We start from the raw sequence: 22964 nt of genomic DNA on the forward strand, positions 1-22964 counted from the left end.
TTGTAGAAGGGAGGGGTATTTTTATGGGATATCAAGGCTGGGGTGCGCATTCTTATGGAGGGCATGCTGATGGCTGCTACGGAGGAGACTATGGCGGTTATTATGGTGGTCACCACGACGGTTACTATGGCTGTGGACATGGTCATAGTTCGACTTTTATCTTAATTGTTGTCCTATTCATTCTTCTGATCATTGTCGGTGCTGCTTGCATATAATTTGATTAACTTCTTTCGGCAGAAGTCTCTCTCCTTTATAGATGGTGAGACGAATGCGGGTTTAGCTATTTTTCAGCGGATGTCTAAACATTTACTGAAAGAAGTTAAAGCCTCCGGCGGATGTTACGGAATCGGAAAGGAGTTCTTAGAGGATGTTAGCCTAAAATCATCGCATCCATGCGATAACGGCTAACTGACCTGCATCGGTAAAAACGCCACGTCCTGTGGCATTACCGAAATGACCGACATCGTGTCGGCCCTCGTGCAGGCCTAAGCATAAAGCCGATTCTGAACGCAATTATGCCGAGGCATAATTGATTGTGACAGTAGATAGAGGCTTTAGCTTTTATTCAGAGTGCTCCATTTTCTGAATAAAGTTTAAAGCCTTCACTAGTTGTCATATGTTTCATGCATAAGAACAATAGTGGTAATAAATTTGAATTTTAACTGATAGGAGGGGGAACATGAATCGCGGATTCTTTAATTCAATTGAACAAAAAACTGGGGTATCGATGGATGAAATTTTCGCATTAGCAAATGAAATTCAACATGCTGATTTTAAAAATGAAAAACAAGTAAGAAAAATCGTACGACGCGTAAGTAAAATGTCAAAGAGACAAATTACGCAAGAGCTTGAAGATCAGTTAGTACAATCTATTATTCAAGATGGTAATTCACTAGATCTAGATAAAATTACTAAAATGATGAAATAACATGAATCTACTATGCAAAGTAATATATCTAAAAGGTTGATTTAAATGGATTCTCATTTATAAATCAACCTTTAAAGCATTGTAGTGCAATAAAAAAGGGTGTTACGATATGCATCTGCATTCGTAACACCTTTTTGATCAATTATGTCTCGCATAATATCGTCCAGAATCGGCTTTGTGCTTGCACAAAGAACTAATTGAAAGAAGTTAAATCATTTTTTCCATAGCACGATGTGGGATACCAGCATCCATAAATTCAGGAGATGTTACCGTATAGCCAAGCTTTTCATAAAACGGAATAGCATAGCTTTGTGCATTAAGTTTTAGTTTTTTCTTATTGATTAAAATGGCGTACTTTTCCATTTCTTTCATTATTAAAGCACCTAGTTTTTTGCCACGTTGATCTTGTAAAATACAAACGCGTTCAATTTTTGCAGCATCGTCATCGATACTTCGTAAACGTGCAGCACCTACAGGGTCATTGTCTTCGTACATAATGAAATGAGTTGCAGATGCATCCTCAGCATCACATTCTAGATGAAGCGGCACACCTTGCTCTTCAACAAAAACTTGCTTGCGGACTGCAAACGCATCCTCATGTTCTTTTGTTGTTTCAACAATCTTAACGTTAAACAGATTACTCAGCTCCAGTCAATCGGAAAGTTTCATATGTTGTCCACGAGCCGTCTTCCAATTGATATAAAAGATGAATACGATCAATTGTATCTTTTTCGTCAACACCTGTCATACGTAATTGCCCAAAGATATCATCGTGCTCGGAATCTGTCATTTTTTGAGCAATAGTAATATGTGGTACAAATACGTGTTTTGACTCACCAAAAGGTACTTTTTCTTCTAGAACTTGGTGGAATGTTGTTAATTGTTCAGTTGGTTCAATACGGAAATAAATCGCATTTGTTGTTGGGAAAAATGAACTTATGCGTAATGCATGAATGTTTAAAGGTGCATATTTGGCAGCAAGCCCATCTAATTGTTTTACAACAGATTGAATATCTTCTTCTGTTGCATCGAAGCTGTCCTTTAATGTTATATGCGGAGTAATCTTCGCATAATGAGGATCGTAACGTTTGCGATAAGTATTCGCTAAATCTTGTAATTTTTTTGATGGAAATGCCACAATACCATACTTCATAGGCCATTACCTCCCGAAAATAAACAATTTTTTATTTAAGTATAACAGAAATTTCCGATTTCGTAATTTGAATCGTCTTAATTAATTAAAATTTTCAATTAATGCGCGGCGTAGATCAGGTTTCCAATATTTCCATGTATGATTCCCATCAAATTCTTCATAAAATGTAGAGAATCCTTTGTTTAACATGAGATTATGAAGCTCACGATTTGGTGTTAAAAAATCTTTAATTGTTTTATCCATCGTAACAACTTTATCTTCTTCTTTTCCGACAATATGATAAATGGAAATTGCACCTGGATCTTTAAAATTCTCAACAGCTTGCAAAACATCTTCATCAACATAAGGTGATTGTAAAATGACCTTGCCAAAAATACTTGGGTATTTTAATGCGGCCATTAAGGAAGCGGTTGCAGCCATTGAGTCACCAATGACCCCACGACTCATACCCATTTGATATGTTGCATATTCAGCGTCTAGATATGGCACAAGCTCATGTGCTAAAAAACGAAGATATGCTTCATGTTGCTCTCCACTTGGAATATATTTATGACGTCGATCCTTAATATCCTTATAAGGAACGAAGGCAATGATTAAATTTTCGATTTCATAGTCATCGATAAGTTCATCAGCAAGTTTTGTAATACCTCCAAGTTGGAAATAATCTTTTCCGTCTGATGCAATTAAAATATTATATTTATATAGTGGAGAATAATTTGCAGGAACATAAATATAGAGCTGTAATTCCTCCTGTAATGCTTCACTATAGAACTTTAAATCCTGTACAGTTCCCTTATCCAATGATGACACTCCTTCTCGTGTTTGTAACAAAATTGTACCATATACCCAAAGTAAAGGTATAATAGGTTGGGCTAGCACTATTCTAGCAATAAAATCGAAGTGAGGGATAGTTATGCATGATAAAAGTACTCGCGTACACTCTGATGAAGTAGCGAAAGCAGCCCAAGCTGCACTTATTCGTCGCGGTGTATCGCTAGAGGATATTGCTAAAATCGTTTATGAAATGCAAAAACCCTATAATGAAGGTTTAACTTTAGACCACTGTGTTCATTCTGTCGAACGTGTATTACGTAAGCGTGAAGTTCAACATGCTTTATTAGTAGGGATTGAATTAGATGAACTTGCAGAGAAAAAGTTATTATCGGCACCATTACAGCAAATAATAGAATCCGATGAGGGTTTATTTGGTGTGGATGAAACAATCGCACTTGGATCTGTATTTACATATGGTAGCATAGCGGTAACGACTTTCGGACACTTAGATAAGCAAAAAATAGGTATAATTAAGAAGTTGGATACAGAACCTGGCCATCATGTAAATACGTTTTTAGATGATTTAGTTGGCAGTATTGCAGCTTCTGCCGCTTCCCGTATTGCACATCGTATGCGTGACTTGGAAGAAGAAGGCGAGACATTTGCTGATATTGAGCCAGAAGAGCTAGGACCAAAACCAAAATCACATAATGAAATTTAATAGAGTATTACTATAGATAACAGAGCCTTCTTTAAGTATGTGAGGGCTCTGTTTTTTTAGTGTTGAAAAATAAATTTGATTTTCTCGATGTTATCAGCGATTATCGGCATTTTGGAGCGTCGAGCCGCTTTCTCCGCTAATGTTGCCGCTCCGCTTTCGCACAGATAAAACATTGTTGTTGCCGCTCCGCTTTCGCACAAATAAAACAATGTTGCTGAAGTTTCGTTTTCACTATAAATTAAAGTGACATGTTGTGTAAAAGTAGTTGATTGGAGTGGAGACTGAGCGGCTCATCGGACGCCCCCAGGAAGCTCTGCTCTGCGCGAAAGCGAAGCGTCAGCGGCAAAGCGCTCAGTCGGAACGGAAATCAACCTCTCGTTTTGCCGAAAAGCTAAACAGAACCTCCTCATATTATTGAGGAGGTTCTGCTTTTTAGTATGCTTAGCCAATTGTTTTGTAACGCACACACTTAATTTTAATAATTAATCTTTATAGGCTTTTAAATATTCTTTTACTTTTGCACTGTCTGCCTCAAGCTTTAATCCTGTATTAACTAGTGGTGAAACAGTGGATACAGCAGGTTTTTTATTGCCTTGATAGTAGCTAATAAATTCATCCTGATTAATTGAGTAAAGAATTGCTTTACGTAGGTCTGCTGAATCTGATACAGCGCGACCAGATGTATTCATTAGTAAATATGATACTGCGTTACTATCAGCAGTGTGTAACGTTAGTTTACTATCAGATTTTACAATGTCTAGCTTTGTTTCTGGTACTGACTGGAGAATATGAATTTCACCATTTCGTAATGCTGATAAAGCACTATCGATATCAGCGATAAAACGAACATTAACTTTTGCGATCTTCGGTTCATATTCACTACCTACACGATAAGCAGGATTTTTTACAAATTGTGCTTCATAATCATTTTTCTTCACAAGAATGTAAGGGCCACTTGCATAAAGATGGTTGTTGTATGCTGTGCCTTCCGTTACTGTAGTTTGATCACCATAGGCGATATCCTTATCGGGATTATAGCTTGCTACATCATATGTGTTAATGCTTGTTACTTGTTTTTCAGAAACGATACCACCAGATTGGTGTGCTAAATAATTTAACACTTGTGGGAATGGTGTTGGTGTTGTAATTTTAACAACTTGGTATGCTCCAGCTGTATTATTAACAGTCCCTTTATCTTTTGCTAATTGCGTTACGGAAGCAGGGAGGTGTTGAGATAATGCATCTAATACAGACTGATCAGAGCCCGCAACTTTTTTCTTTTGTAATTCAGCTAAGTCAGAAATGATTTCGACTGTTTCAATATTTTCATGAAGACTATATGTGCGATGGTCTGGTACTGATTTTGGATCTTTTGCACGATTTAATGAGAATACAACATCTTCTGCTGAAACTAATTCACCTGTATCAACAGCAGCACCGTCTTTTACAGCAGCGAAGTTAATATCATCACGTAAAATGAAATAATATTCTTGGTTACCTTCAGCGATAGCATGATTATAAGATAATGATCCATCAGAAACGACGTCGTCTGTATTTGTTAAGTTTACAAGTCGTACATACATATTAGTATTTAATGTATTAATAGAACCATCATTTCCTTTAATAGGATCAAGCGATGTTAACGAACTAATTGTTTGATGTAAAATCAATGGTTCAGTTGCATTTTTTGATGAGTCATTGAATTCAATACTTTCCCATACTTGCGCACGGGATTTTGGTAGATGTACTGTTTTGGGGTTTACTAATTCAGAGTAAATTCCTTGATATTTATTTGAAATATATAACGGTGCAATATAAGCTTGATCGAATACTAAGAGCTGTTCTAATTCTTTATATTTTGCAGCAGCTTCATCACCTGTTAATGTACTTGCTTCTTCGATGAGAGCATCTAATTTTGAATCAGATACAGTACTATAGTCACCGCCCGTTTTAAATAAACCACGAACAGCGTAGTCAGGGTTTCCTGTTACTGTTGTCCAGCTCGAAAGTGCTAAATCGTAATTGCCAGCTTCTTTTTGTGCTGAAAATGAACCATAATCAGGTTGAATATTTAGTTTAACATCAAAGCCATTTTTAACTAGCTGGTCACGAACAATATTCATGTCTTCCTCAGAAGCGGACATTCCTAATACTTCAATTGATTTTTTACCTTTACCTTTTGAATCATCTTTACTACCTTCTACTTCAGTTTTTGTTTGTACACAGCCTGCTAATGCTAATACTGCTATGAATAAGAATACAAGTAATCTTTTCATTTAAAAACCTCCATTATTAATTTGATTTTGGATCTAAAGCATCTCGCAACCCATCACCTAAGAAGTTAAAGGAGAGAACGAGAAGCATAATACAAAGACCTGGGAAAATAGCGACATAAGAATGTGTTTCCAGGTACGTACTACCAACCTTTAGAATATTGCCCCATTCAGGAATGTGTGGTTCAATTCCGAGCCCTAAAAAACTTAAACTACTTGTTGAAATCACAGCGCCACCAATGGTTAATGTTGCTTTGACAATCATCGGTGCTAACGAGTTAGGAACAATATGCTTAAAAATGATTGCAGCATCAGATGCTCCTAATGCTCTGGCTGATTCCACGAATTCGAAATTAGAGAGCTGCATTACATTTGCGCGCATAGTACGAGCATACGTTGGAATTGCTCCAACACTTAGTGCGATGATTAAATTAATGGTATTGGCACCAAACGCCGCGATAATAGCAATTGCTAGTAAAATTCCAGGAATGGCATATAAAATATCAAGACTTCGCATGATTAGGTTGTCGGTCGCTTTCCCGTAATAACCTGAAAAGGCTCCAAGTGTACCGCCGATTAATGCAGGTATAATCGTTGAGAAAAGTCCGACAATAAGCGATATTTGTGCACCAAAAACAATGCGAGAAAATAAATCACGTCCGTAATTATCGGTGCCAAGTGGATATTCTAACGAAGGCGTTTGTAACAATGCTCCATAGTTATTTTCAATAGCGAAGTCATAGTCAAATGTCCAAGAGCTCGTTACGGACAAAGAAAACATAAATACTATGAAAAATAACCCGAAGACGGCCATCGTATTGCGTAAAATCTTTTCCCAAATCCTTTGCCATTTTTCAATTGTAGATGGATTCGACTTTCGAGCTTTTTGAATAAGGCTATACCCTAGCAATGTTGCAAATAGATTGCCAGTCAAAGAGGCAATAAGCAGCAAAATGCCAGGAAACAGCATCCATTTCGGTGCGGCCTCGGAAGTTACAAATTTTGTACATAGAATTAACATCACGATATAAAAGATTGCAAGGAATAAGAAAAGCCCCATTGCTAGTAAAAACGTATCTGTGACATACGGTTTAAATAAGTTCAGTGCTGAAATACCGATAATAAAAAGCTGAGTGATGAATGCATAAGCTGCAAAAATATATTCAGCTGTCTTACTTTTTGACATAAGCAAAAAAGCAAAAGATGTGGAAAAAATATTACCTGAAACTATTGTCAATAACAGTGGATAACCGAGTAATCGAGTGCTTTTTCGTATGTCATTATGGCTTGCTAAATCCTGTTTAATTCGTAAAGTCAGGAAACCAACATAGGCTGTGGTAATTGCATAAATGACGAAAAAGATTAAGACGATTGGTCGCCAACTTTGAGTAGAGAAATTATAGCTATAAGCTAGAAATAATAAAGAAAACAGTAAGGAAAAGACAAATGTAAAATGTGCATTGACATATTCCTGTGTAATCTTCAAAAGTAGTTTGACATGTAAGCTGTTTTTCAATGGTGATCCCCCTTTAAGACTTCTTCATTTTCGAGCGAATGCGTGGATCGAAAAAGGCATACAAAATATCGATGAATAAATTAACTATCGAAATTGTAATAGCAATATAGACGACCCCACCAAGGATAGCCGGAATGTCCGGAATAAACTGCTTGTCAACAATATAGCTACCAATACCACTAATATTGAAAACTTTTTCTGTAACAGATGCTCCACCTAACATTCCACCAAAAAGAAGTCCAATCACTGTAATTATAGGAATCATGGCATTGCGAATAGCATGCTTTGAAATCACTTTAAATTCATTCAAGCCTTTAGCTCTCGCTGTAATAATGTAATCCTCATGTATCACCTCAAGCATACTGGATCTTGTCATACGGGCGATGGAAGCCGTAATGGATGTTCCTAAGACAATAACTGGCATTATTAAAGATAGCCAGTTTTGAGGATTGTATGTAGCTGGGAACCATTGTAGCTTTAATGCAAACGTTAAAATAAATATCAATCCTTGCCAAAAACTTGGAATGGATAATCCAATCAAGGCGATAAACATAAATGTATAGTCCAAATATGAATTCGGACGAACAGCTGATATAATGCCGACCGGAATAGCAATAGCGATAGCCATTAAAAGTGATAGGATAGCTATTTCAAGTGTGATAGGAAATTTGTTTACAATGCTATGCGTAATGTTTTCCTTTCCTGCAAAGGAAGTACCTAAATCGAATGTGAATAGGCCAGATAATGCATTCCATAACTGTGATAAATATGGCTGATCTAAACCATGAATATGATTAAAATTAGTTATTTGCTCAGGCGTTGCCGTAACACCAAGTAAGTTTCTTGCTGGATCGAATGGCGACAAATACAAAATTGTAAACACCAATGTCGCGACACCTACAATTACAATGAAACTTTGTAGTATTCGTTCAATGACATATTGTAGAAATGGATTCGCAAACAATATTAGGGCTACATAAAATAAAAAAGCCGGTAAAAAAGTAAGGACCACAAAGCTTTTATTTTTAAGTTGCTGACTAAAAAATTGTAAATAGGATGGATCTTCTAAACCATCCTTCGATAAATCTTGTTCTACTAACTGTTGAATTTTTGTTTCGGCTAGTTTCGAAGCAGTTTCCTGTAATTGTTTTTCTGACACACTTTCATGAAAGAATTTAGCTTTGGCTAATTCTTGCTCGGCAAATTTAACTTGCCATTTTGTGACCAAACCCTTTTCTTTGTAGTACTGACTTCGTTGCTCAAAAGTTTGTCGGTATTGGAGTGAATGCTTTCTTTTCCGATAAGATAAGTAGGTTAAAGGGTGTACTAAAATACTTAAAAGAAAGAATAGAGCATTGTAAGACTTATGGTGCATGAGCTTTTGATAAACTGAAAAAAAGAATACATGTTCCTTAGTTGAAGAACGAACTTTTGAAATAACCATGCATTTCCTCCAGACGTAAGTAAAATAATAGATTCTAAAGTGTGGATAAAACCACATCAGCACACGTAGTTGCCAACTCGTTTTTAGTTAGGTTCTATTGAATAGATTGCAAGAAGAAACGTTTAGTAGTTTATATTGTATAATTCCTATCAGTATTGTAAAGTATGGATTATACTTGTAATTAAGTCAATCACAAAATTTACAAAAGGATGGATCGAATGAGTGAAAAGCTTCTAGAAATCAGCGATCTTCATGTATCTTTTATTACGGGAGAGACAGAGTTTGAAGCCGTTAAAGGCGTTAATTTTCATGTAAATCAAGGTGAAACACTCGGAATTGTGGGGGAATCAGGTAGTGGTAAAAGTGTAACGGCTCGTTCAATTATGCGTCTATTACCATCACCACCTTCATATCTAAAGTCAGGAAATATTTTGTTTAAGGGCCAAGAGATTACTTCATTGAGCGAAAAACAAATGGAGGCAATCCGTGGGCAAGATATTAGTATGATTTTTCAAGATCCAATGACATCTACAAATCCAACTATTCGTATTGGTGAACAAGTGGCTGAAAGTTTAATAAAACATCAGTCAATGTCCAAAGCTGAGGCATATAAGCAAACAATAGAGTTATTAAAGCTTGTAGGCATTCGAAATGCAGAAGAACGATATAAACAATATCCGCATGAGTTTTCAGGAGGAATGCGTCAACGTGTTATGATCGCCATGGCACTTGCTTGTCATCCATCTTTACTAATCGCAGATGAACCGACTACAGCCCTTGATGTAACTATTCAAGCGCAAATCTTAAAATTAATGCGAGATATGCAAAAAAAGATGGGCACTTCAATCATATTAATTACACATGATTTAGGTGTTGTTGCTGGTATGTGCGATCGCGTTATTGTTATGAAGGAAGGAGAAATTGTTGAGCAAGGTACAACAGAGGAAATCTTTGAAAATGCACAACATCCTTATACTAAAAAACTATTAAATGCTTTACCAAAGCTCCATGAGAGAAAGCAGCCTAAACCAATTGCGAATGTACAGCTTGACATAGATAAAAATAAACCATTAATCGAAGTAACACATCTTTCAAAGGAATTCGCATTAGGGCATGGTCAGACAGTAAAGGCCGTCAATGATTTATCGTTCCATATATACCCAGGAGAAACGTTAGGTTTAGTAGGTGAATCAGGTTCAGGAAAATCAACGACAGGTCGAACTATTTTGCAGCTTCATCAGCCAACGCATGGGGAAGTCTTGTATCAAGGTATTCCAATTACAAGACTGACGAAAAAGCAGCTTAAAGCAATGAGACGTCATATGCAAATTATTTTCCAAGATCCATACTCTTCATTGAATCCTCGAAGAAAGATAATAGATATTATTGGGGAAGCACTAGATATTCATAAACTTGTTAAAACAAATGAAGAGCGTCAACAGCGTGTGGAGGAATTACTTGAACTTGTAGGCTTAAATAAAGAACATGCAATGCGCTATCCACATGAATTTTCAGGCGGACAACGACAACGTATTGGTATCGCAAGAGCTTTAGCAGTGGAGCCAAATTTTATTGTTTGTGATGAACCACTTTCAGCACTTGACGTTTCTATTCAAAAGCAGATTGTAGACTTGTTAATGGATTTACAGCAGCGTCTTGGATTGACCTACTTATTTATTGCACATGATTTGTCTATGGTTAAACATATTAGCGATCGTGTAGCTGTCATGTATAGTGGGAAAATTGTAGAGCTTGCAGAAAGTGAGGAGCTGTACTCTAATCCACAGCATCCATATACACAAGCTTTATTACACTCAATACCGATTCCAGATCCGGCAATAGAAAAGCAAAAATTTATGGATACCGAAAATAAGGACATACAAACACACTATGAGATAGAAAATAGTCAGCTTGTAGAAGTATCCCCAAATCATTGGGTGGCCATTGCAACTACATAGCTTGAATGTAGTAGCCCGATATTTTACAATAGAAACATCGTGAAACTTTTAAGGACTTTTGATGAGTTAAGGATTCTTTTAGAAGCTTCCTTAAAGTGTAATGAAGATGAATAGTTGTGAGGGACCTACTACATGAAAATGCAAGATATAAAAACGTTAATTACGAGTGGTACAATCATTATTGCTGTTGCATTGTATATGATTTTTGGCAGATCACCAGCCCAAGAAAAAGATACAACATCTACTGACCAGAATGGTGCTATTTCGATTGAACAGGTTGAAGAAAAAACAGGAAATAAACGCTTTGATATAGATTATATTAAAGCATATGATGGTGATACAATTCAGGCGACAATAAATGGCAAGAAACAAAAAATTCGCCTATTGATGGTAGATACACCAGAGATGAATTATAACAAAGGTGAAGCACAGCCTTATGCTAAAGATGCGAGAGATTATACGATTAAGTTGTTAGAACACGCCAAAAAGATTGAAGCGGTTTACGATGTTGGACCAGAAACAGATAACTACGATCGTTTATTAGCCTATGTCTTTATTGATGATGTAATGTTGCAAGAATCATTATTAAAAGAAGGTCTTGCAGCAGTGCGCTTTATCCATAAACCAAACAATACGTTTGAGGATGAATTTAGAGACATCCAGCAAGATGCAGAAAAAGAAAAGTTAAATATTTGGTCACATCAAAATTACTTCCAAAAAGATGGTTTCCATCCGGAAGTATTAAAATAGAAGATATTAATAAAGGGACTGTCCCAAAAGGTAATGAAAATGCCTTTTGAGGGCGGTCCTTTCTTAATTCAAAATATATAGTTGTAAATAAAGTGAAGCTTGTTGAATTTGTCAAAAGGCTTCAAGTGCGAAGCGTTATGGAAAAGTACATAATTTGAACCGAAACGCTTTCATAGATTATTTGATTCAAATGTTAAACAATCGTAGCCATAAAACAAAAAAGTCGATTCGATATTGTACTGTAAAGTGTACCCTATGTAAAAGACATTGGACATGGGGTCCCACCAACGAAACTCGAATTTCGACAGTGAAAAAGCCAATTTCCTGTAAGCTAAGGAAATTGGCTTTTTGTTATTTGTTTCATAAGGAAGTAGCGTCAAGAAACTGCATATTTACAATGTTAAGCAATTTTTTATAATAATTCATTCCACTACTTGTTATTTGGAGTGGAATTAAAAACATTCATTACTACCTCTGAGGCCTGTGCAATAAGCTCATCGTTATAAGTTGCATCCTGTTTATCGCGACTGGATAGTATTGCAATAACGATGGGTTCTCTGTTAGGCGGCCAAACAATCGCAATGTCATTGCGTGTTCCGTAACCTCCTCCGCCAGTTTTATCACCAACTTCCCACCCCTTGGGAACTCCTGCGCGGATTAAATTATCTCCAGTTGTATTTCTCTTTAACCAATCAACTAACATAGTTTGTTTCTCATGTGTTAATACTTCGCCGAGCGCGTATGCTTGAAGGTCATTAGCAAGTGCTTTTGGTGTACTAGTATCACGAGTTTCTCCTGGTACAGCTTCATTTAGGCCTGTCTCAATACGCTCAGCATTAGTTACTTGGTCACCAAGTTTTTTTAAAGATGTTTCGAATCCCTCAGGACCGCCCAGTTCCTTAAACAAAAGATTTCCAGCAGTATTGTCACTGTACCTGATTGCTGCTTCACTAATGTCTTTAAGAGTCATGCCTGTATCAACATATTTCTCTGTAATCGGTGAGTAGGTCACAAGATCATCACTAGTGTAGGTAACTATTTTGTTAAGTTCTTCTATAGAATTTTGTTGTAAAACTGCCCCAGCAGCCAGTGCTTTAAATGTGGATGTGTAAGCAAATCGCTCGTCTTCACGAAATTCCACGGTTTTTTTTGTTCCGGTGTCAATAGCATAGACCCCAAGTCTCGCGTCATATTTCTTCTCAAGTTGTTCAAATTTATCTATTGTAGTATTTTCCACTATATTTTCTGACGTTTGGTTTGGTTCTGTTTCTGATTGTTGTATAACCTGTTTGTTGTCATTCGAGCATCCTACAACCATAAGCATCAATCCGATCGGTGCTAGGATTTGAAAAAACCTTTTTTTGTTCACGATGTAAAACCTCCTAATTATTTTATTGGACTCTTAATGAATTGAAAAACAACCTTTTTCAAGGGGTTTACAAAGATTACGTTTGTAGTCCGATTACATCTGTAGTATAGTATTACATAAGTAATCAAATTAAGTCAACTCATTATTTTTTTTACCATTAAGCTCCAATAAATATGCTACCTGTTTTAAAAATGTAAAAATCTAAGAGAGTTGGTGTTGGAGGAAATGTTTTTAACGCATTTTATAATTGGCATATTGGTATCTTCATTTTCCGTTACTGTTATTCTACTTATACGAAAATGGTTTGGAAGACAACTAACAGCAAAATGGCACTATCATTTGTGGATATTTCTTTTTATCGCTTTAACACTTCCATTCATACCCACTCGTCTGTATAACTTTGGTTTTCTCTTTAGCCGTGAATATATGTATCAGACTACTGCTGTCAGCCCTAATACAGAAAAAAACGGAACTAATATGATGCAGGGCTTACACCTTATACAAGACTTTTCTGTATCTGTCAATCAGACAGATCTGACCTTACTTAATATGGGAGTAATGGGATTATGGATCTTAGGGTTGCTATTATTTACTTTTACAATGGTTCGTGGGTGGATCACACTTAGAAGGATAAAGAATTATTCTTCTACGTTTTCCAATCAAGAAGTTCTTGTGCTTTTCGAAGAATGCAAGAAAAGACTACAGATTAAAAAATCAATAAAGATTGTTATTTCGAAAAGAGTCCAATCTCCAATGATATTTGGACTTTTTCAAACATATATCGTCTTACCTTCTCAGCATGAAAACTGGATCAACTTGAAACATTACGAGCACATCTTTCTTCATGAATTGAATCACTATAAAAACAAGGATCTGCTGACAAATTACTTGATGTTGTTCTATCAAAGCATTTATTGGTTTAATCCCCTTGTTTGGCTTGCTTTTAGAGAAATGAGATTAGATCGGGAAATCGCATGTGATATATCTGTTTTACATTTACTAGATGATAATTCATTTAATGAATATGGAAATACAATCATTAATTTTGTAGATCTTTCGAAACGTTCAAGTAAGCTACCGTTAGTTACACAAATAAACGGTACGAAGAGTCAAATTAAAAAACGAATTGAACAAATTGCTGCCTATAAGCCTGGCGCAAAGAAATCAATAAGAAAAAGTGTCTTTATTTATGTTTTGGCCAGTATCATTTTGACAGTCCAATTACCTGTCATTTCCGCATTTTCGACGGAGAACGATCGATACTATTTTAATAATGACGGAACAATTTATGAGGATTTACATCAATTCTTTAATGGGTATGAAGGCAGCTTTGTTTTATATGATTCTAGTGCAAAACAATACCGTATTTATAATGATGAGAAAAGTACGTTGCGAGTATCACCTGATTCCACATATAAAATCTATAGTGCCCTATTTGCACTAGAATCAAATGTGATATCACCCGAAGAATCCACCCTTTCATGGGATGGGACGGAGTACCCCTATGATGCTTGGAATATGGATCAGGATGTCGCATCTGCTTTACAAAAATCTGTAAACTGGTATTTCCAAGAACTAGATCGTAGAAAAGGATTTGAAACCATACAATCAAATCTACAAGACATCAACTATGGAAACTCCAATGTATCTGGGGGATTAGATGAATTCTGGAACGAATCCTCATTAAAAATTTCTCCAGTCGAGCAAGTGCAACTACTGCAAGCCTTTTATAACAATCAGTTAGGATATAAGGAAATGAATATCCAGGCTGTGAAGGATGCACTATACTTAGAAAAGAATGAAGAAGCTCGCCTATCAGGAAAAACAGGTACAGGTACGGTGAATGGAAAAAACATCAATGGTTGGTTTATTGGGTATGTAGAGACGAAGAACAATACTTATTTCTTTGCTACCAATATACAAAATGAAGATGTTGCATCTGGAAGCAAGGCTATAGAAATTACTTTATCAATTTTAAAAGATTTAGGAATCTATTAAAGAAAATGGAGGAGATAATTGTGGAGAAAAACATTCCTAATATATCAGAATCGGAATGGGAAATCATGAATGTGCTTTGGGATAAAGCTCCTCAAACGGCGAATGACATCATACTTTCCTTACAGGAGAGAACTGATTGGAAGCCAAAAACCATACGCACTCTTCTCGATCGATTGGTTCAAAAAAATGTAGTAGGTGTCAATAAAAATTTACGAGTTTACACTTTTTACCCGCTCTATATACAGGAAGAGTGCCAGCGTGCAGAGGCCGAATCATTTATCAAGCGTATCTATGGAGGTACCTTGAAATCGATGCTTGCCCAATTCATTCAGGAAGATACTCTATCTAATGATGATATCAATGAGCTACGCTTAATTTTAGATAAAAAGTCTAAAAAGCAATAATATTTAAAAAAGCGATTTGGAATTTTAAACTGTACCCTATTAGATAGACACTTTGAAAAAAGTCTATCCTATAGGGTACTTTTGTTTATAATGAGAAAAAAGATGTTGGGGTAGAGTGAAATGACCAAAAGATATTTTACGAAAATGGAACAAGAACAACTAAAATGTAATCCAAATGTGCAAGCAGTTAGCGAGAAAGCGATCACATATACTGACGAATTTAAACGTCATTTTATTGCGGAAAATGAAAAAGGTAAATTCCCAAGAGAAATTTTTGAAAATGCGGGTTTAGATGTTGAATTAATCGGTATAAAACGAATCGAATCGAATCATAACCTACCATGAATCAGTGCCAGGAATAGGAGTCTTAATCTCTATTGGTATGATGATTATTGGGAGCATCATTGTATCACTCGTTATACTAGGTGCGAAGCGTTATGGAAAAGTCCATAATTTGAACCAAAACGCTTTCAAAAATTATTAGAATCAAATGTTAAACAATCGCAGCATAAAACAAAAAAGTCGATTCCATATTGTACTGGGAATTGACTTTTTAATTGCATAGAGTATGTTTTTCGGTTGAACCTCAAAAGACAGAATTTCAACGTTTTAATTATTTTCTAAATAACATCAACTAAAGTGCAGAAGGTACTTGGTTGTATTTAATTCTATTCCTAATATGTAATGCTAGACGAGTATATGAAACTCATCATTTGCTTATTTTGTATCTTTTGTCCACTCTGAAACTTTATCTTTATTGTCCTTAATCCATTTTTTTGCTGCCTCTTTAGGATCAGTACCTTCCATAATATCGAACATAACACTTTCAATATCTTCTGGAGTCCAGTGGAAGTTTTTAAGAACACTATACGCTCCCGGATTATCTTCTTTCAATCCTTTACGTGCAAATGTACCAATATATTCTTCGGCTCCGTATATACCTTTAGGGTCATCTAAATATTTTAAATCAAAAGCGTTAAATTTCCAGTGTGGAGACCAACCAGTTACTATGATTTCTTCATTTTTCGCAATGGCTTGAGTGAGGGCTGCTGTCATTGCGCCTCCTGATGAGGTAACTACATTCCAACCTTCAAGGTTACTATATTCTTTATAAGCATTTTCTGTAGTTGCTGTCATATTTGCTCCTGGGTCAATGCCAGTTATCGTTTTACCAGCTTCATCTGTTAAATCTTCGATAGAGTTTACATCCATATAACTAGGGACAACTAAGCCAATTTTTGCACCTGCAAGGTTTTCACCCAAATCTACTATTTTATCTTTGTACTTCTCAACTTGTGGGGCATGTGTTTGTGGTAACCAGGCTGACACCATACCATCAACCTCGCCCTTTGCAAGAGCTTCCCACATAATTCCATTATCTAGTGGTGTAAGTGTTACATCATATCCTAGATCCTCTAGAACTTGCCCTACTACGTTTGTAGAGGCGATTTCAGTATCCCATTCAACATAGGCTAAGTTTACTTCATTTTTTTCTTTATTTTTCGTGCCTCCATCATTTGAGCTACAAGCAGTTAATACTAACAGTAATGCAAAAGCCAATCCTATCTTCACTAAATTACCGAACTTCATAAAATCTCCCTCTCTTTATTACAGGATGAGATATATCTAAATATTAACAAGTAACAACTTAAAGTTATCAAAAGGTTGTTACTTTTGTCAAATCTGCTTGTTTATAAAATTGTAAATCTTAAAGGGAGATTTGAGATAGGACAAGTAAAAAAGTTCATGTTTAAGAGCCGTTGAATCTTTAATTTAAGGCTGTCGTAAGACTCACTTTAGATTTGAGAAAGGTAAATTCATTAATGTTTGAGTTGAACAGAAAATAAAAGACTTGAACGGAGATGATTTTTTCCTATGAATACATCCGCTATTGTACAAACACAGAATCTTACCAAAAAACATGGATCTATTAATTCAGTAAATAAAGTGGATCTTTATGTTCAGGAAGGAGAGATTTATGGGTTTTTGGGCCCGAATGGTGCTGGAAAAACAACTACGCTAAAAATGCTGCTTGGCCTCATCAAGCCTTCTGAAGGGACAATCAATATATTTGGGGAAAGTTTAAACAAACGTCGGTCAACCATTTTACAACGTACGGGATCCTTAATCGAATCACCTTCTTATTATGGGCATCTGACAGGACTCGAGAATATGAGGGTCATGCAACGACTAAGAAATGTACCAGATAAAAACATACATGAGGTACTTCGTATCGTACGTCTGGAAAATCAGAAGGACAAAAAAGCTGAACAATATTCTCTAGGAATGAAGCAACGATTAGGTATCGCAATGGCCTTGCTCGCCTTCCCGAAGCTACTGATTCTAGATGAACCAACGAACGGTCTTGATCCCGCAGGCATTGGTGAAATTCGAGAACTCATTAAATCATTGCCAGCACGCTATGGGATAACTGTATTGCTCTCTAGCCATATGCTCTCAGAGATCGACCAAATTGCTACTTCAGTAGGCATTATCAGCGATGGGAATCTACTGTTTCAAGGAAGTATGGAAAGTTTACGAAAAAAAGGTAGAAGCGCAATCCGTCTTAAAACCGGAGACAACACTAAAGCAGAGGAGTTGCTCCTCACGCAAGGCTATAGTCTAACAAAAGGCGGTAGCCGTCTTGAATTCGACAATCTTGCGGACAGAGAGGTCGCAGAAATAAATAGACTACTTGTAGAACATTACATTCCTGTCACTAGGATTGAAGAGCAAAAGAAAAGCTTGGAGGACATTTTCCTGGAGCTGACAGGGAAGGAGCGAAGCTTGTGATTAAAACATTAGGACTAGAATATTACAAAATACGTCGCAAAAAAATATGGCTCATGATTACATTATTTCTTGGCGTGGAGATGCTGTGGGCATTCATGTCTATTACCCGGTCCATAGCTAAAAATCCGGATCACGCTGTGTGGGAATCTATCGTTTTCAATATATCCTCTATGAATGGGCTTTTTATGCCAATTATTTCGGCCATTGTTGTCTCTCGTATTTGTGATATGGAGCATAAAGGGGCAACCTGGAAATTGCTTGTTGCTACTAATGTGAGACGCGGCAATCTCTACGCAGCGAAGTATATTTGTGCGAATAGTTTGCTCTTGTTTGGCATTCTTACACAGGCCGTAATGATGATTGTATTCGGATTGATGAAAGGTTTTCCTGGTACACCTCCTATAGAGATTCTACTCCAGTTTATTGTAGTTAACTTGCTGACGACTCTCGCTGTTACGGCTCTTCAGCAGTGGATTTCTTTAGCCATTAAAAACCAAACCTTTGCGCTGTGCCTAGGTATGTTAGGGGGCTTCGTCGGGATGACAGCAGGACTATTCCCGGGTGAAGCAAGACATATTTTTATTTGGTCGTATTATTTGGATCTCAGCCCGGTAACTTTTCATTACACGGGTTCTACAAGTCTCTATATAACACAGCCTGTAGGGGCAGGTATTGTATTGTTTGCACTAGCGATGACTGTTCTATTTTATATTGCCGGAAGCATCCATGTATCTCGGCAGGAAATTTGAGGTGAGAAGATGATGAAACAAAGTATTTCTGCTGAATTGCTCAAGTTGCGACATTCTCGTATTGGTCTTGTACTAGTTGTACTTCCCAGCATAAGTCTGATGATTGGATGTGCAAATTTTTATCTTAATCAAGGCGTTCTGGAAAATGGATGGTACAGCTTATGGACTCAAGTTTGCATATTTTACGGGGAGTTCTTCCTGCCTATTTTGATTGCCATCTGCTGTTCCTATGTATGTAGACTGGAGCATTTGAACCGAAATTGGAATATGATATTGACTTCTCCTGTATCGGTTGCGAGTGTTTTTTTTGCCAAATTGCTTGTAGTTAGCATATTAATTCTGTTCACACAAGCATTTTTTCTAGGGTTGTACTGGTTAGCGGGCACCTTGTTTTCCTTGCCAGGTCATTTTCCAGTAGAGACGATTGGCTGGTCCGTTCGTGGTTGGTATGCCACTTTATCCATTAGTGCTCTACAATTGGCCATATCGTTACGAATTCGTAGCTTTGCCACACCAATCGGTATTTGTCTTTGTGCAGTTTTTATCGGTTTGGGGATGTATACTGCTAATCTAGGTATATTTTTCCCGTTCTCACTCCTCACGATTGGCATGAGTGCCTTGAATCAAGATCAGCTGACTAATATACAGAATATTTTATTTTGGGTGGCGAATTTATTTTTCATCATTATTTTTGCATCGATATCTATTCGCCGCTTGAAGAAAAAAGATATTCTTTCATCCTAATTGTTTGGAGGAATTTTAGATGAAAAAAATATTGCTGATATTGGGACTTATCATTGTGCTTGTGGCATGCTTATTACTGTTCTTTTTTACCCCAGAGAAGTTGACACCTGAAAATCCTGCTGGAAAGACTATCTATTATACAGTGATAAACGATTCAGGAGTTCAAGATAATAATAAACGCCACGACTATGAGGTGACTGCCTATAGTAAGAAAGGAAAGGAAAAAAAGCTTGAGTTTTCAGCCGGGAAACAATTAAGAAAAGGAGCCTATGTTCAGCTGTATTACACACGTTTTCGGGGTGTAACTTATTGGGAAGAAGTTCCTTATGAGGAGTTGACAGTAACGGTTCAACAGAAGTATAAAAATAACGAAAAGAATAACGGCTGGAAATAGGAAAATACTGATAATCCTCCTATTCATGTATAATAAAAGTCAGGTGATGTAGCGTGGAAAATTTAAAAGATAAAAAAATATTAATTGTAGATGATGAACCAGAAATCAGAAAAATGATTGAAGGTTTTTTGAGAAAAGATGGTTTTTTCCGAATTTATAGTGCAACTGATTGCAGCTCGGCCCTGTCAATCTGCCAAACAGAAAAGCCGGATATAGCAATTCTTGATGTCATGCTACCTGATGACGATGGATTCTCACTTTTGTCTTCCATCAGACAATTCTCGGAAATGCCAGTCCTTTTTCTTTCGGCACGGGGCGAGGATGAAGATCGTTTACTTGGACTCGGGCTAGGGGCAGATGATTATATTGTGAAGCCGTTTTTACCGCGAGAACTAGTATTACGGCTTACGGCAATTCTGAAAAGGGTTTACTCCTCTCCTATTTCGGAGAAGTTGTCTGTTTTCCCACTTGGAGAACAGACAATTAATCTGGAAAGTGCAGTCGTATACAAGAATCAAAAGGAGCTACCATTGACGGCAAAGGAGCATGCTATTCTTGTGAAATTGTATGAAAATCAGGGGAGAATTGTTACAAGTGATGCCCTATGTCAGGCAGTTTGGGGAGACGACAGCTACGGTTATGAAAATACATTGATGGTACATATTAGGCGAGTTCGTGAAAAAATCGAGACGGATCCTTCCAAACCAATTTATCTTCTCACTGTTAGGGGTCTGGGATATAAACTGTTAGTGAAGGAGACAAAATAAGTGGAAGGAGTTAGTCGCATATTACGACGATTTGTTGCTGCCACTATCTTAATCTCAATATTTTTGCTTATTTTTAACTTCACAATGTTATGGGTGCTAGTGTTCACAGAAAATAATCAGTCTCCTTCCCCGGAAGACGTAGTGAAGCAAGTAGCGCAGGGTATAAAAAAGCAGGGCGACAACTATCAATTGAACGAGCATACTGCTGAGCTTCTACAAAAAAATAATGCATGGACTATGTTAATCGGTGAAGATGGTCGTGTGCAATGGGGCTATCATTTACCTAATGATGTTCCGCAATCGTATAGTCTAGTCGAAGTAGCCAAGCTTTCACGATATTATCTTATGGAATATCCTGTTTATACTTGGGAGCATCAAGATGGTCTTATTGTGGTAGGATATCCAAAGAAAAGCCACTGGAAGTATCAATTTGATTATCTTTCAGAATGGGTAGGGTCTCTCCCTTTGAGACTTATACTGTTGCTGATTTCTAACGTAGTACTTGCTTTGCTGATATCTATCATGATTGGAACAAGACTTATAAGAAAGGTGCGTCCGCTTGTAGACGGGGTTCATAATCTTGCTAAGGAAGAAGTGGTTCAGCTGGACTCCAAAGGAATATTTGGTGATTTGGCAATGAGTATTAATTCCACGTCTACTATGCTTCAACATAAAACGGACGCTTTGAAGCTACGCGATGAGGCACGCTCCAACTGGATTGCTGGAATTTCTCATGATATTCGGACACCGCTCTCCCTAGTTCTCGGCTATGCAAGTGACATGGAGGAAAATTCAGACTTACCAGAGGAGCAGAGACATCAAGCTGGCATTATCCGGCGTCAAGGCGAGAAGCTACGTTCACTTGTAAGTGATCTGAATTTGGTCTCGATGCTTGAGTATGAAATGCAACCTTTACATTTGAAGAACATCCGACTATCGGTTTTGGCGAGACAAGTTGCCACTGATTTTTTTAATAGCGGAATAGATGAGCGCTATTCTATTGATTTAAAACTGGGCGCTGAAGCAGCACAAATCATGGGTGACGAGAAATTGCTATTTAGAGCAATTAACAATCTTATTCAAAACAGTATGCATCACAACTCAGAGGGATGCGAAATCATACTGGAAACCACCTTATCTAAGGAAGGCTCCAAGTATCGATTTATCGTAACGGATAATGGTCTAGGTATCCCACAAGAACAATTAAAGGATATTACCGAGCTACCTTATTCACCAAAGAGAAAGGGAACTATCAAGCAAGGGCACGGTCTGGGGCTTCCAATGGTGGCAAGGATTACGAAGGCGCACAATGGTCGCCTAATTCTTGAAAGTGGTGTAGATCAAAGTGGTCTAAAAGTTATTATGGAATTTCCTGTGAATCAACAAAGTGTAGAAAATTAGGAAGAAATAAAAGGAAAATAAAATACTTAAGAGAGTTTAAACGAGGCATTAGTTATAAAAACTAATGTCTTTTTTCATAGAATAATTTATCCCATATTATCTGTACGTAACCCTCACTGGTTAATGTTGCACTTTATCTTTTGTAGAAGGCTACCGCAAGTAATGGCTAGCAAGTGTTTTGTATTCAATATATCGCTGGATTTAAGGGGAAGGAATGAGCCGTGGTTGAAGTTATGGTGCTGATTTTGATGAAACTCAAAATTGCAAGAAAAAAGATTATCAAAATTTGCTCGAAAACTAACAAATTTTGATTTTTTTAATTTTATAGGTGATGCTATAGTTTCAAATGTAAAATATTAAAATATTGATTTTCTTGATTAATACAGTAAGGAGATTTTGTAGTAAATGAAAAAAGTTAGCTTACTATTGACTGTTATACTTTTGATAGTATCTTAACTATCATTGTAATCTATCTACTTATGAATACAGTGATAGTGAAGGGGATTATATAATAGAGAGTTTGAGTGGCAGTGTTGCCATTGTACGATTAAGGATGAATCAAGGATATTGTTATTCCTACTGAGATAGAAGGTCAGCCAATTTTAGAAATAGAGGACAGAGCGTGTTAGGGAGATGCTATCACAAGCTTGAGTGTTATAAAGGTTGGAATCCACATCAAGCGTTAAGAAAATTGAAGATTCAATATGAACTTAATACGTAGACAATTTACAGCGTTCATATACAGAGCGCTTGATTTATAAGTCTAACCATGAAGGGAGATGTTTCGAAATTTGATACATCTCTTTTTCTATTTTAGATATGTATACC

Annotated in this window: 21 protein-coding genes and 1 pseudogene; 14 read left to right on the plus strand and 8 right to left on the minus strand. The window is 36.8% G+C overall.

Annotation, left to right across the window (positions count from 1 at the left end; genetic code table 11):
* Nucleotides 1-23: 23 nt before the first annotated feature.
* Nucleotides 24-215, plus strand: a complete 192-nt coding sequence (locus ACZ11_RS27350) for a YjcZ family sporulation protein (RefSeq protein ID WP_049668163.1) — start codon at nt 24-26, stop codon at nt 213-215.
* Nucleotides 216-679: 464 nt separating this feature from the next.
* Entirely contained in the window at nt 680-928 is a 249-nt protein-coding gene (locus ACZ11_RS19335; RefSeq protein WP_049668164.1) for a stage VI sporulation protein F, read from the plus strand.
* 207 nt (nt 929-1135) lie between these two features.
* Here the strand turns inward: ACZ11_RS19335 and ACZ11_RS19340 are convergent, their stop codons facing one another.
* The 3 genes from ACZ11_RS19340 to ACZ11_RS19350 all read right to left on the minus strand — a co-directional run bounded on the left by ACZ11_RS19340 (nt 1136) and on the right by ACZ11_RS19350 (nt 2882).
* Nucleotides 1136-1564, minus strand: a complete 429-nt coding sequence (locus ACZ11_RS19340) for a GNAT family N-acetyltransferase (RefSeq protein ID WP_049668165.1) — start codon at nt 1562-1564, stop codon at nt 1136-1138.
* 1 nt (nt 1565) lies between these two features.
* On the minus strand, nt 1566-2081 hold the full coding sequence (locus tag ACZ11_RS19345) for a YjcG family protein (RefSeq protein WP_049668166.1): 516 nt from the start codon (nt 2079-2081) through the stop codon (nt 1566-1568).
* Nucleotides 2082-2162: 81 nt separating this feature from the next.
* A complete protein-coding gene (locus ACZ11_RS19350) occupies nt 2163-2882 on the minus strand; it encodes an alpha/beta hydrolase (RefSeq protein ID WP_049668167.1) in 720 nt (239 codons plus the stop codon).
* Nucleotides 2883-2994: 112 nt separating this feature from the next.
* Between ACZ11_RS19350 and ACZ11_RS19355 the strand changes: the two genes are divergently transcribed.
* Nucleotides 2995-3576 (plus strand): phosphatidylglycerophosphatase A family protein, encoded by a 582-nt coding sequence (locus ACZ11_RS19355; protein ID WP_049668168.1) that lies wholly within the window; start codon nt 2995-2997, stop codon nt 3574-3576.
* A 482-nt stretch (nt 3577-4058) separates the two neighbouring features.
* Here the strand turns inward: ACZ11_RS19355 and ACZ11_RS19360 are convergent, their stop codons facing one another.
* The 3 genes from ACZ11_RS19360 to ACZ11_RS19370 are packed head-to-tail and all read right to left on the minus strand — an operon-like array spanning nt 4059 to nt 8809.
* Complete coding sequence (locus tag ACZ11_RS19360) at nt 4059-5852, minus strand: ABC transporter substrate-binding protein (protein ID WP_049668169.1); 1794 nt, start codon at nt 5850-5852, stop codon at nt 4059-4061.
* Nucleotides 5853-5868: 16 nt separating this feature from the next.
* Entirely contained in the window at nt 5869-7365 is a 1497-nt protein-coding gene (locus tag ACZ11_RS19365) for an ABC transporter permease (protein ID WP_049668170.1), read from the minus strand.
* A 13-nt stretch (nt 7366-7378) separates the two neighbouring features.
* The gene (locus ACZ11_RS19370) at nt 7379-8809 is read right to left on the minus strand and encodes an ABC transporter permease (RefSeq protein ID WP_049668171.1); all 1431 of its coding nucleotides are present in this window, start codon (nt 8807-8809) and stop codon (nt 7379-7381) included.
* A 218-nt stretch (nt 8810-9027) separates the two neighbouring features.
* Here ACZ11_RS19370 and ACZ11_RS19375 point away from each other — a divergent pair, with 218 nt between their 5' ends.
* Together ACZ11_RS19375 and ACZ11_RS19380 are read left to right on the plus strand one after the other, a co-directional pair.
* Complete coding sequence (locus ACZ11_RS19375; RefSeq protein WP_049668172.1) at nt 9028-10767, plus strand: ABC transporter ATP-binding protein; 1740 nt, start codon at nt 9028-9030, stop codon at nt 10765-10767.
* Between the two features lie 132 nt (nt 10768-10899).
* Complete coding sequence (locus tag ACZ11_RS19380) at nt 10900-11517, plus strand: thermonuclease family protein (protein ID WP_049668173.1); 618 nt, start codon at nt 10900-10902, stop codon at nt 11515-11517.
* 430 nt (nt 11518-11947) lie between these two features.
* On the opposite strand, the gene bla is transcribed toward ACZ11_RS19380, so the two are convergent.
* Nucleotides 11948-12889 (minus strand): class A beta-lactamase, encoded by a 942-nt coding sequence (bla, locus tag ACZ11_RS19385; RefSeq protein WP_049668174.1) that lies wholly within the window; start codon nt 12887-12889, stop codon nt 11948-11950.
* A 222-nt stretch (nt 12890-13111) separates the two neighbouring features.
* Between bla and ACZ11_RS19390 the strand changes: the two genes are divergently transcribed.
* From ACZ11_RS19390 to ACZ11_RS19400, 3 genes and pseudogenes are all read left to right on the plus strand, one after another.
* Entirely contained in the window at nt 13112-14884 is a 1773-nt protein-coding gene (locus tag ACZ11_RS19390; RefSeq protein WP_049668735.1) for a BlaR1 family beta-lactam sensor/signal transducer, read from the plus strand.
* A gap of 20 nt (nt 14885-14904) precedes the next feature.
* Complete coding sequence (gene blaI, locus ACZ11_RS19395) at nt 14905-15288, plus strand: penicillinase repressor BlaI (RefSeq protein WP_049668175.1); 384 nt, start codon at nt 14905-14907, stop codon at nt 15286-15288.
* Nucleotides 15289-15408: 120 nt separating this feature from the next.
* A pseudogene (locus ACZ11_RS19400) lies at nt 15409-15615 on the plus strand (HTH domain-containing protein); the annotation flags it as partial.
* Between the two features lie 390 nt (nt 15616-16005).
* On the opposite strand, the gene ACZ11_RS19405 reads toward ACZ11_RS19400, so the two are convergent.
* On the minus strand, nt 16006-16878 hold the full coding sequence (locus tag ACZ11_RS19405; protein WP_049668176.1) for a glycine betaine ABC transporter substrate-binding protein: 873 nt from the start codon (nt 16876-16878) through the stop codon (nt 16006-16008).
* A gap of 285 nt (nt 16879-17163) precedes the next feature.
* Here ACZ11_RS19405 and ACZ11_RS19410 point away from each other — a divergent pair, with 285 nt between their 5' ends.
* From ACZ11_RS19410 to ACZ11_RS19435, 6 genes are read left to right on the plus strand one after another with little or no spacing between them, the layout of a single operon-like run.
* Complete coding sequence (locus ACZ11_RS19410; RefSeq protein ID WP_049668177.1) at nt 17164-18081, plus strand: ABC transporter ATP-binding protein; 918 nt, start codon at nt 17164-17166, stop codon at nt 18079-18081.
* On the plus strand, nt 18078-18830 hold the full coding sequence (locus ACZ11_RS19415; protein WP_049668178.1) for an ABC transporter permease: 753 nt from the start codon (nt 18078-18080) through the stop codon (nt 18828-18830). The genes ACZ11_RS19410 and ACZ11_RS19415 overlap by 4 nt, the downstream gene beginning before the upstream one ends.
* 12 nt (nt 18831-18842) lie before the next feature.
* Nucleotides 18843-19574, plus strand: a complete 732-nt coding sequence (locus tag ACZ11_RS19420; RefSeq protein ID WP_049668179.1) for an ABC transporter permease — start codon at nt 18843-18845, stop codon at nt 19572-19574.
* Nucleotides 19575-19593: 19 nt separating this feature from the next.
* Nucleotides 19594-19968 carry a YxeA family protein gene (locus ACZ11_RS19425; RefSeq protein ID WP_049668180.1) on the plus strand — a complete coding sequence of 125 codons (375 nt, stop codon included), beginning with the start codon at nt 19594-19596 and terminating at the stop codon, nt 19966-19968.
* A 53-nt stretch (nt 19969-20021) separates the two neighbouring features.
* On the plus strand, nt 20022-20735 hold the full coding sequence (locus ACZ11_RS19430; protein ID WP_049668181.1) for a response regulator transcription factor: 714 nt from the start codon (nt 20022-20024) through the stop codon (nt 20733-20735).
* Nucleotides 20736-22136, plus strand: coding sequence for a sensor histidine kinase (locus tag ACZ11_RS19435; protein WP_049668182.1), 1401 nt, complete (start codon nt 20736-20738; stop codon nt 22134-22136). It begins immediately after the preceding gene.
* Nucleotides 22137-22964 lie beyond the last annotated feature (828 nt).

The sequence above is a fragment of the Lysinibacillus xylanilyticus genome, from assembly GCF_001183605.1.
GTDB lineage: Bacteria > Bacillota > Bacilli > Bacillales_A > Planococcaceae > Lysinibacillus > Lysinibacillus xylanilyticus.

Excerpts from the sequence above, each read along its gene's own strand:
- ACZ11_RS19420 (WP_049668179.1), top strand. The coding sequence starts at position 18,843 with ATGAAACAAAGTATTTCTGCTGAATTGCTCAAGTTGCGACATTCTCGT.
- ACZ11_RS27350 (WP_049668163.1), top strand. The coding sequence starts at position 24 with ATGGGATATCAAGGCTGGGGTGCGCATTCTTATGGAGGGCATGCTGAT.
- ACZ11_RS19380 (WP_049668173.1), top strand. The coding sequence starts at position 10,900 with ATGAAAATGCAAGATATAAAAACGTTAATTACGAGTGGTACAATCATT.
- ACZ11_RS19345 (WP_049668166.1), bottom strand. The coding sequence starts at position 2,081 with ATGAAGTATGGTATTGTGGCATTTCCATCAAAAAAATTACAAGATTTA.
- ACZ11_RS19370 (WP_049668171.1), bottom strand. The coding sequence starts at position 8,809 with ATGGTTATTTCAAAAGTTCGTTCTTCAACTAAGGAACATGTATTCTTT.
- ACZ11_RS19410 (WP_049668177.1), top strand. The coding sequence starts at position 17,164 with ATGAATACATCCGCTATTGTACAAACACAGAATCTTACCAAAAAACAT.
- ACZ11_RS19425 (WP_049668180.1), top strand. The coding sequence starts at position 19,594 with ATGAAAAAAATATTGCTGATATTGGGACTTATCATTGTGCTTGTGGCA.
- ACZ11_RS19405 (WP_049668176.1), bottom strand. The coding sequence starts at position 16,878 with ATGAAGTTCGGTAATTTAGTGAAGATAGGATTGGCTTTTGCATTACTG.
- ACZ11_RS19360 (WP_049668169.1), bottom strand. The coding sequence starts at position 5,852 with ATGAAAAGATTACTTGTATTCTTATTCATAGCAGTATTAGCATTAGCA.
- ACZ11_RS19375 (WP_049668172.1), top strand. The coding sequence starts at position 9,028 with ATGAGTGAAAAGCTTCTAGAAATCAGCGATCTTCATGTATCTTTTATT.
- ACZ11_RS19335 (WP_049668164.1), top strand. The coding sequence starts at position 680 with ATGAATCGCGGATTCTTTAATTCAATTGAACAAAAAACTGGGGTATCG.
- ACZ11_RS19390 (WP_049668735.1), top strand. The coding sequence starts at position 13,112 with ATGTTTTTAACGCATTTTATAATTGGCATATTGGTATCTTCATTTTCC.
- ACZ11_RS19355 (WP_049668168.1), top strand. The coding sequence starts at position 2,995 with ATGCATGATAAAAGTACTCGCGTACACTCTGATGAAGTAGCGAAAGCA.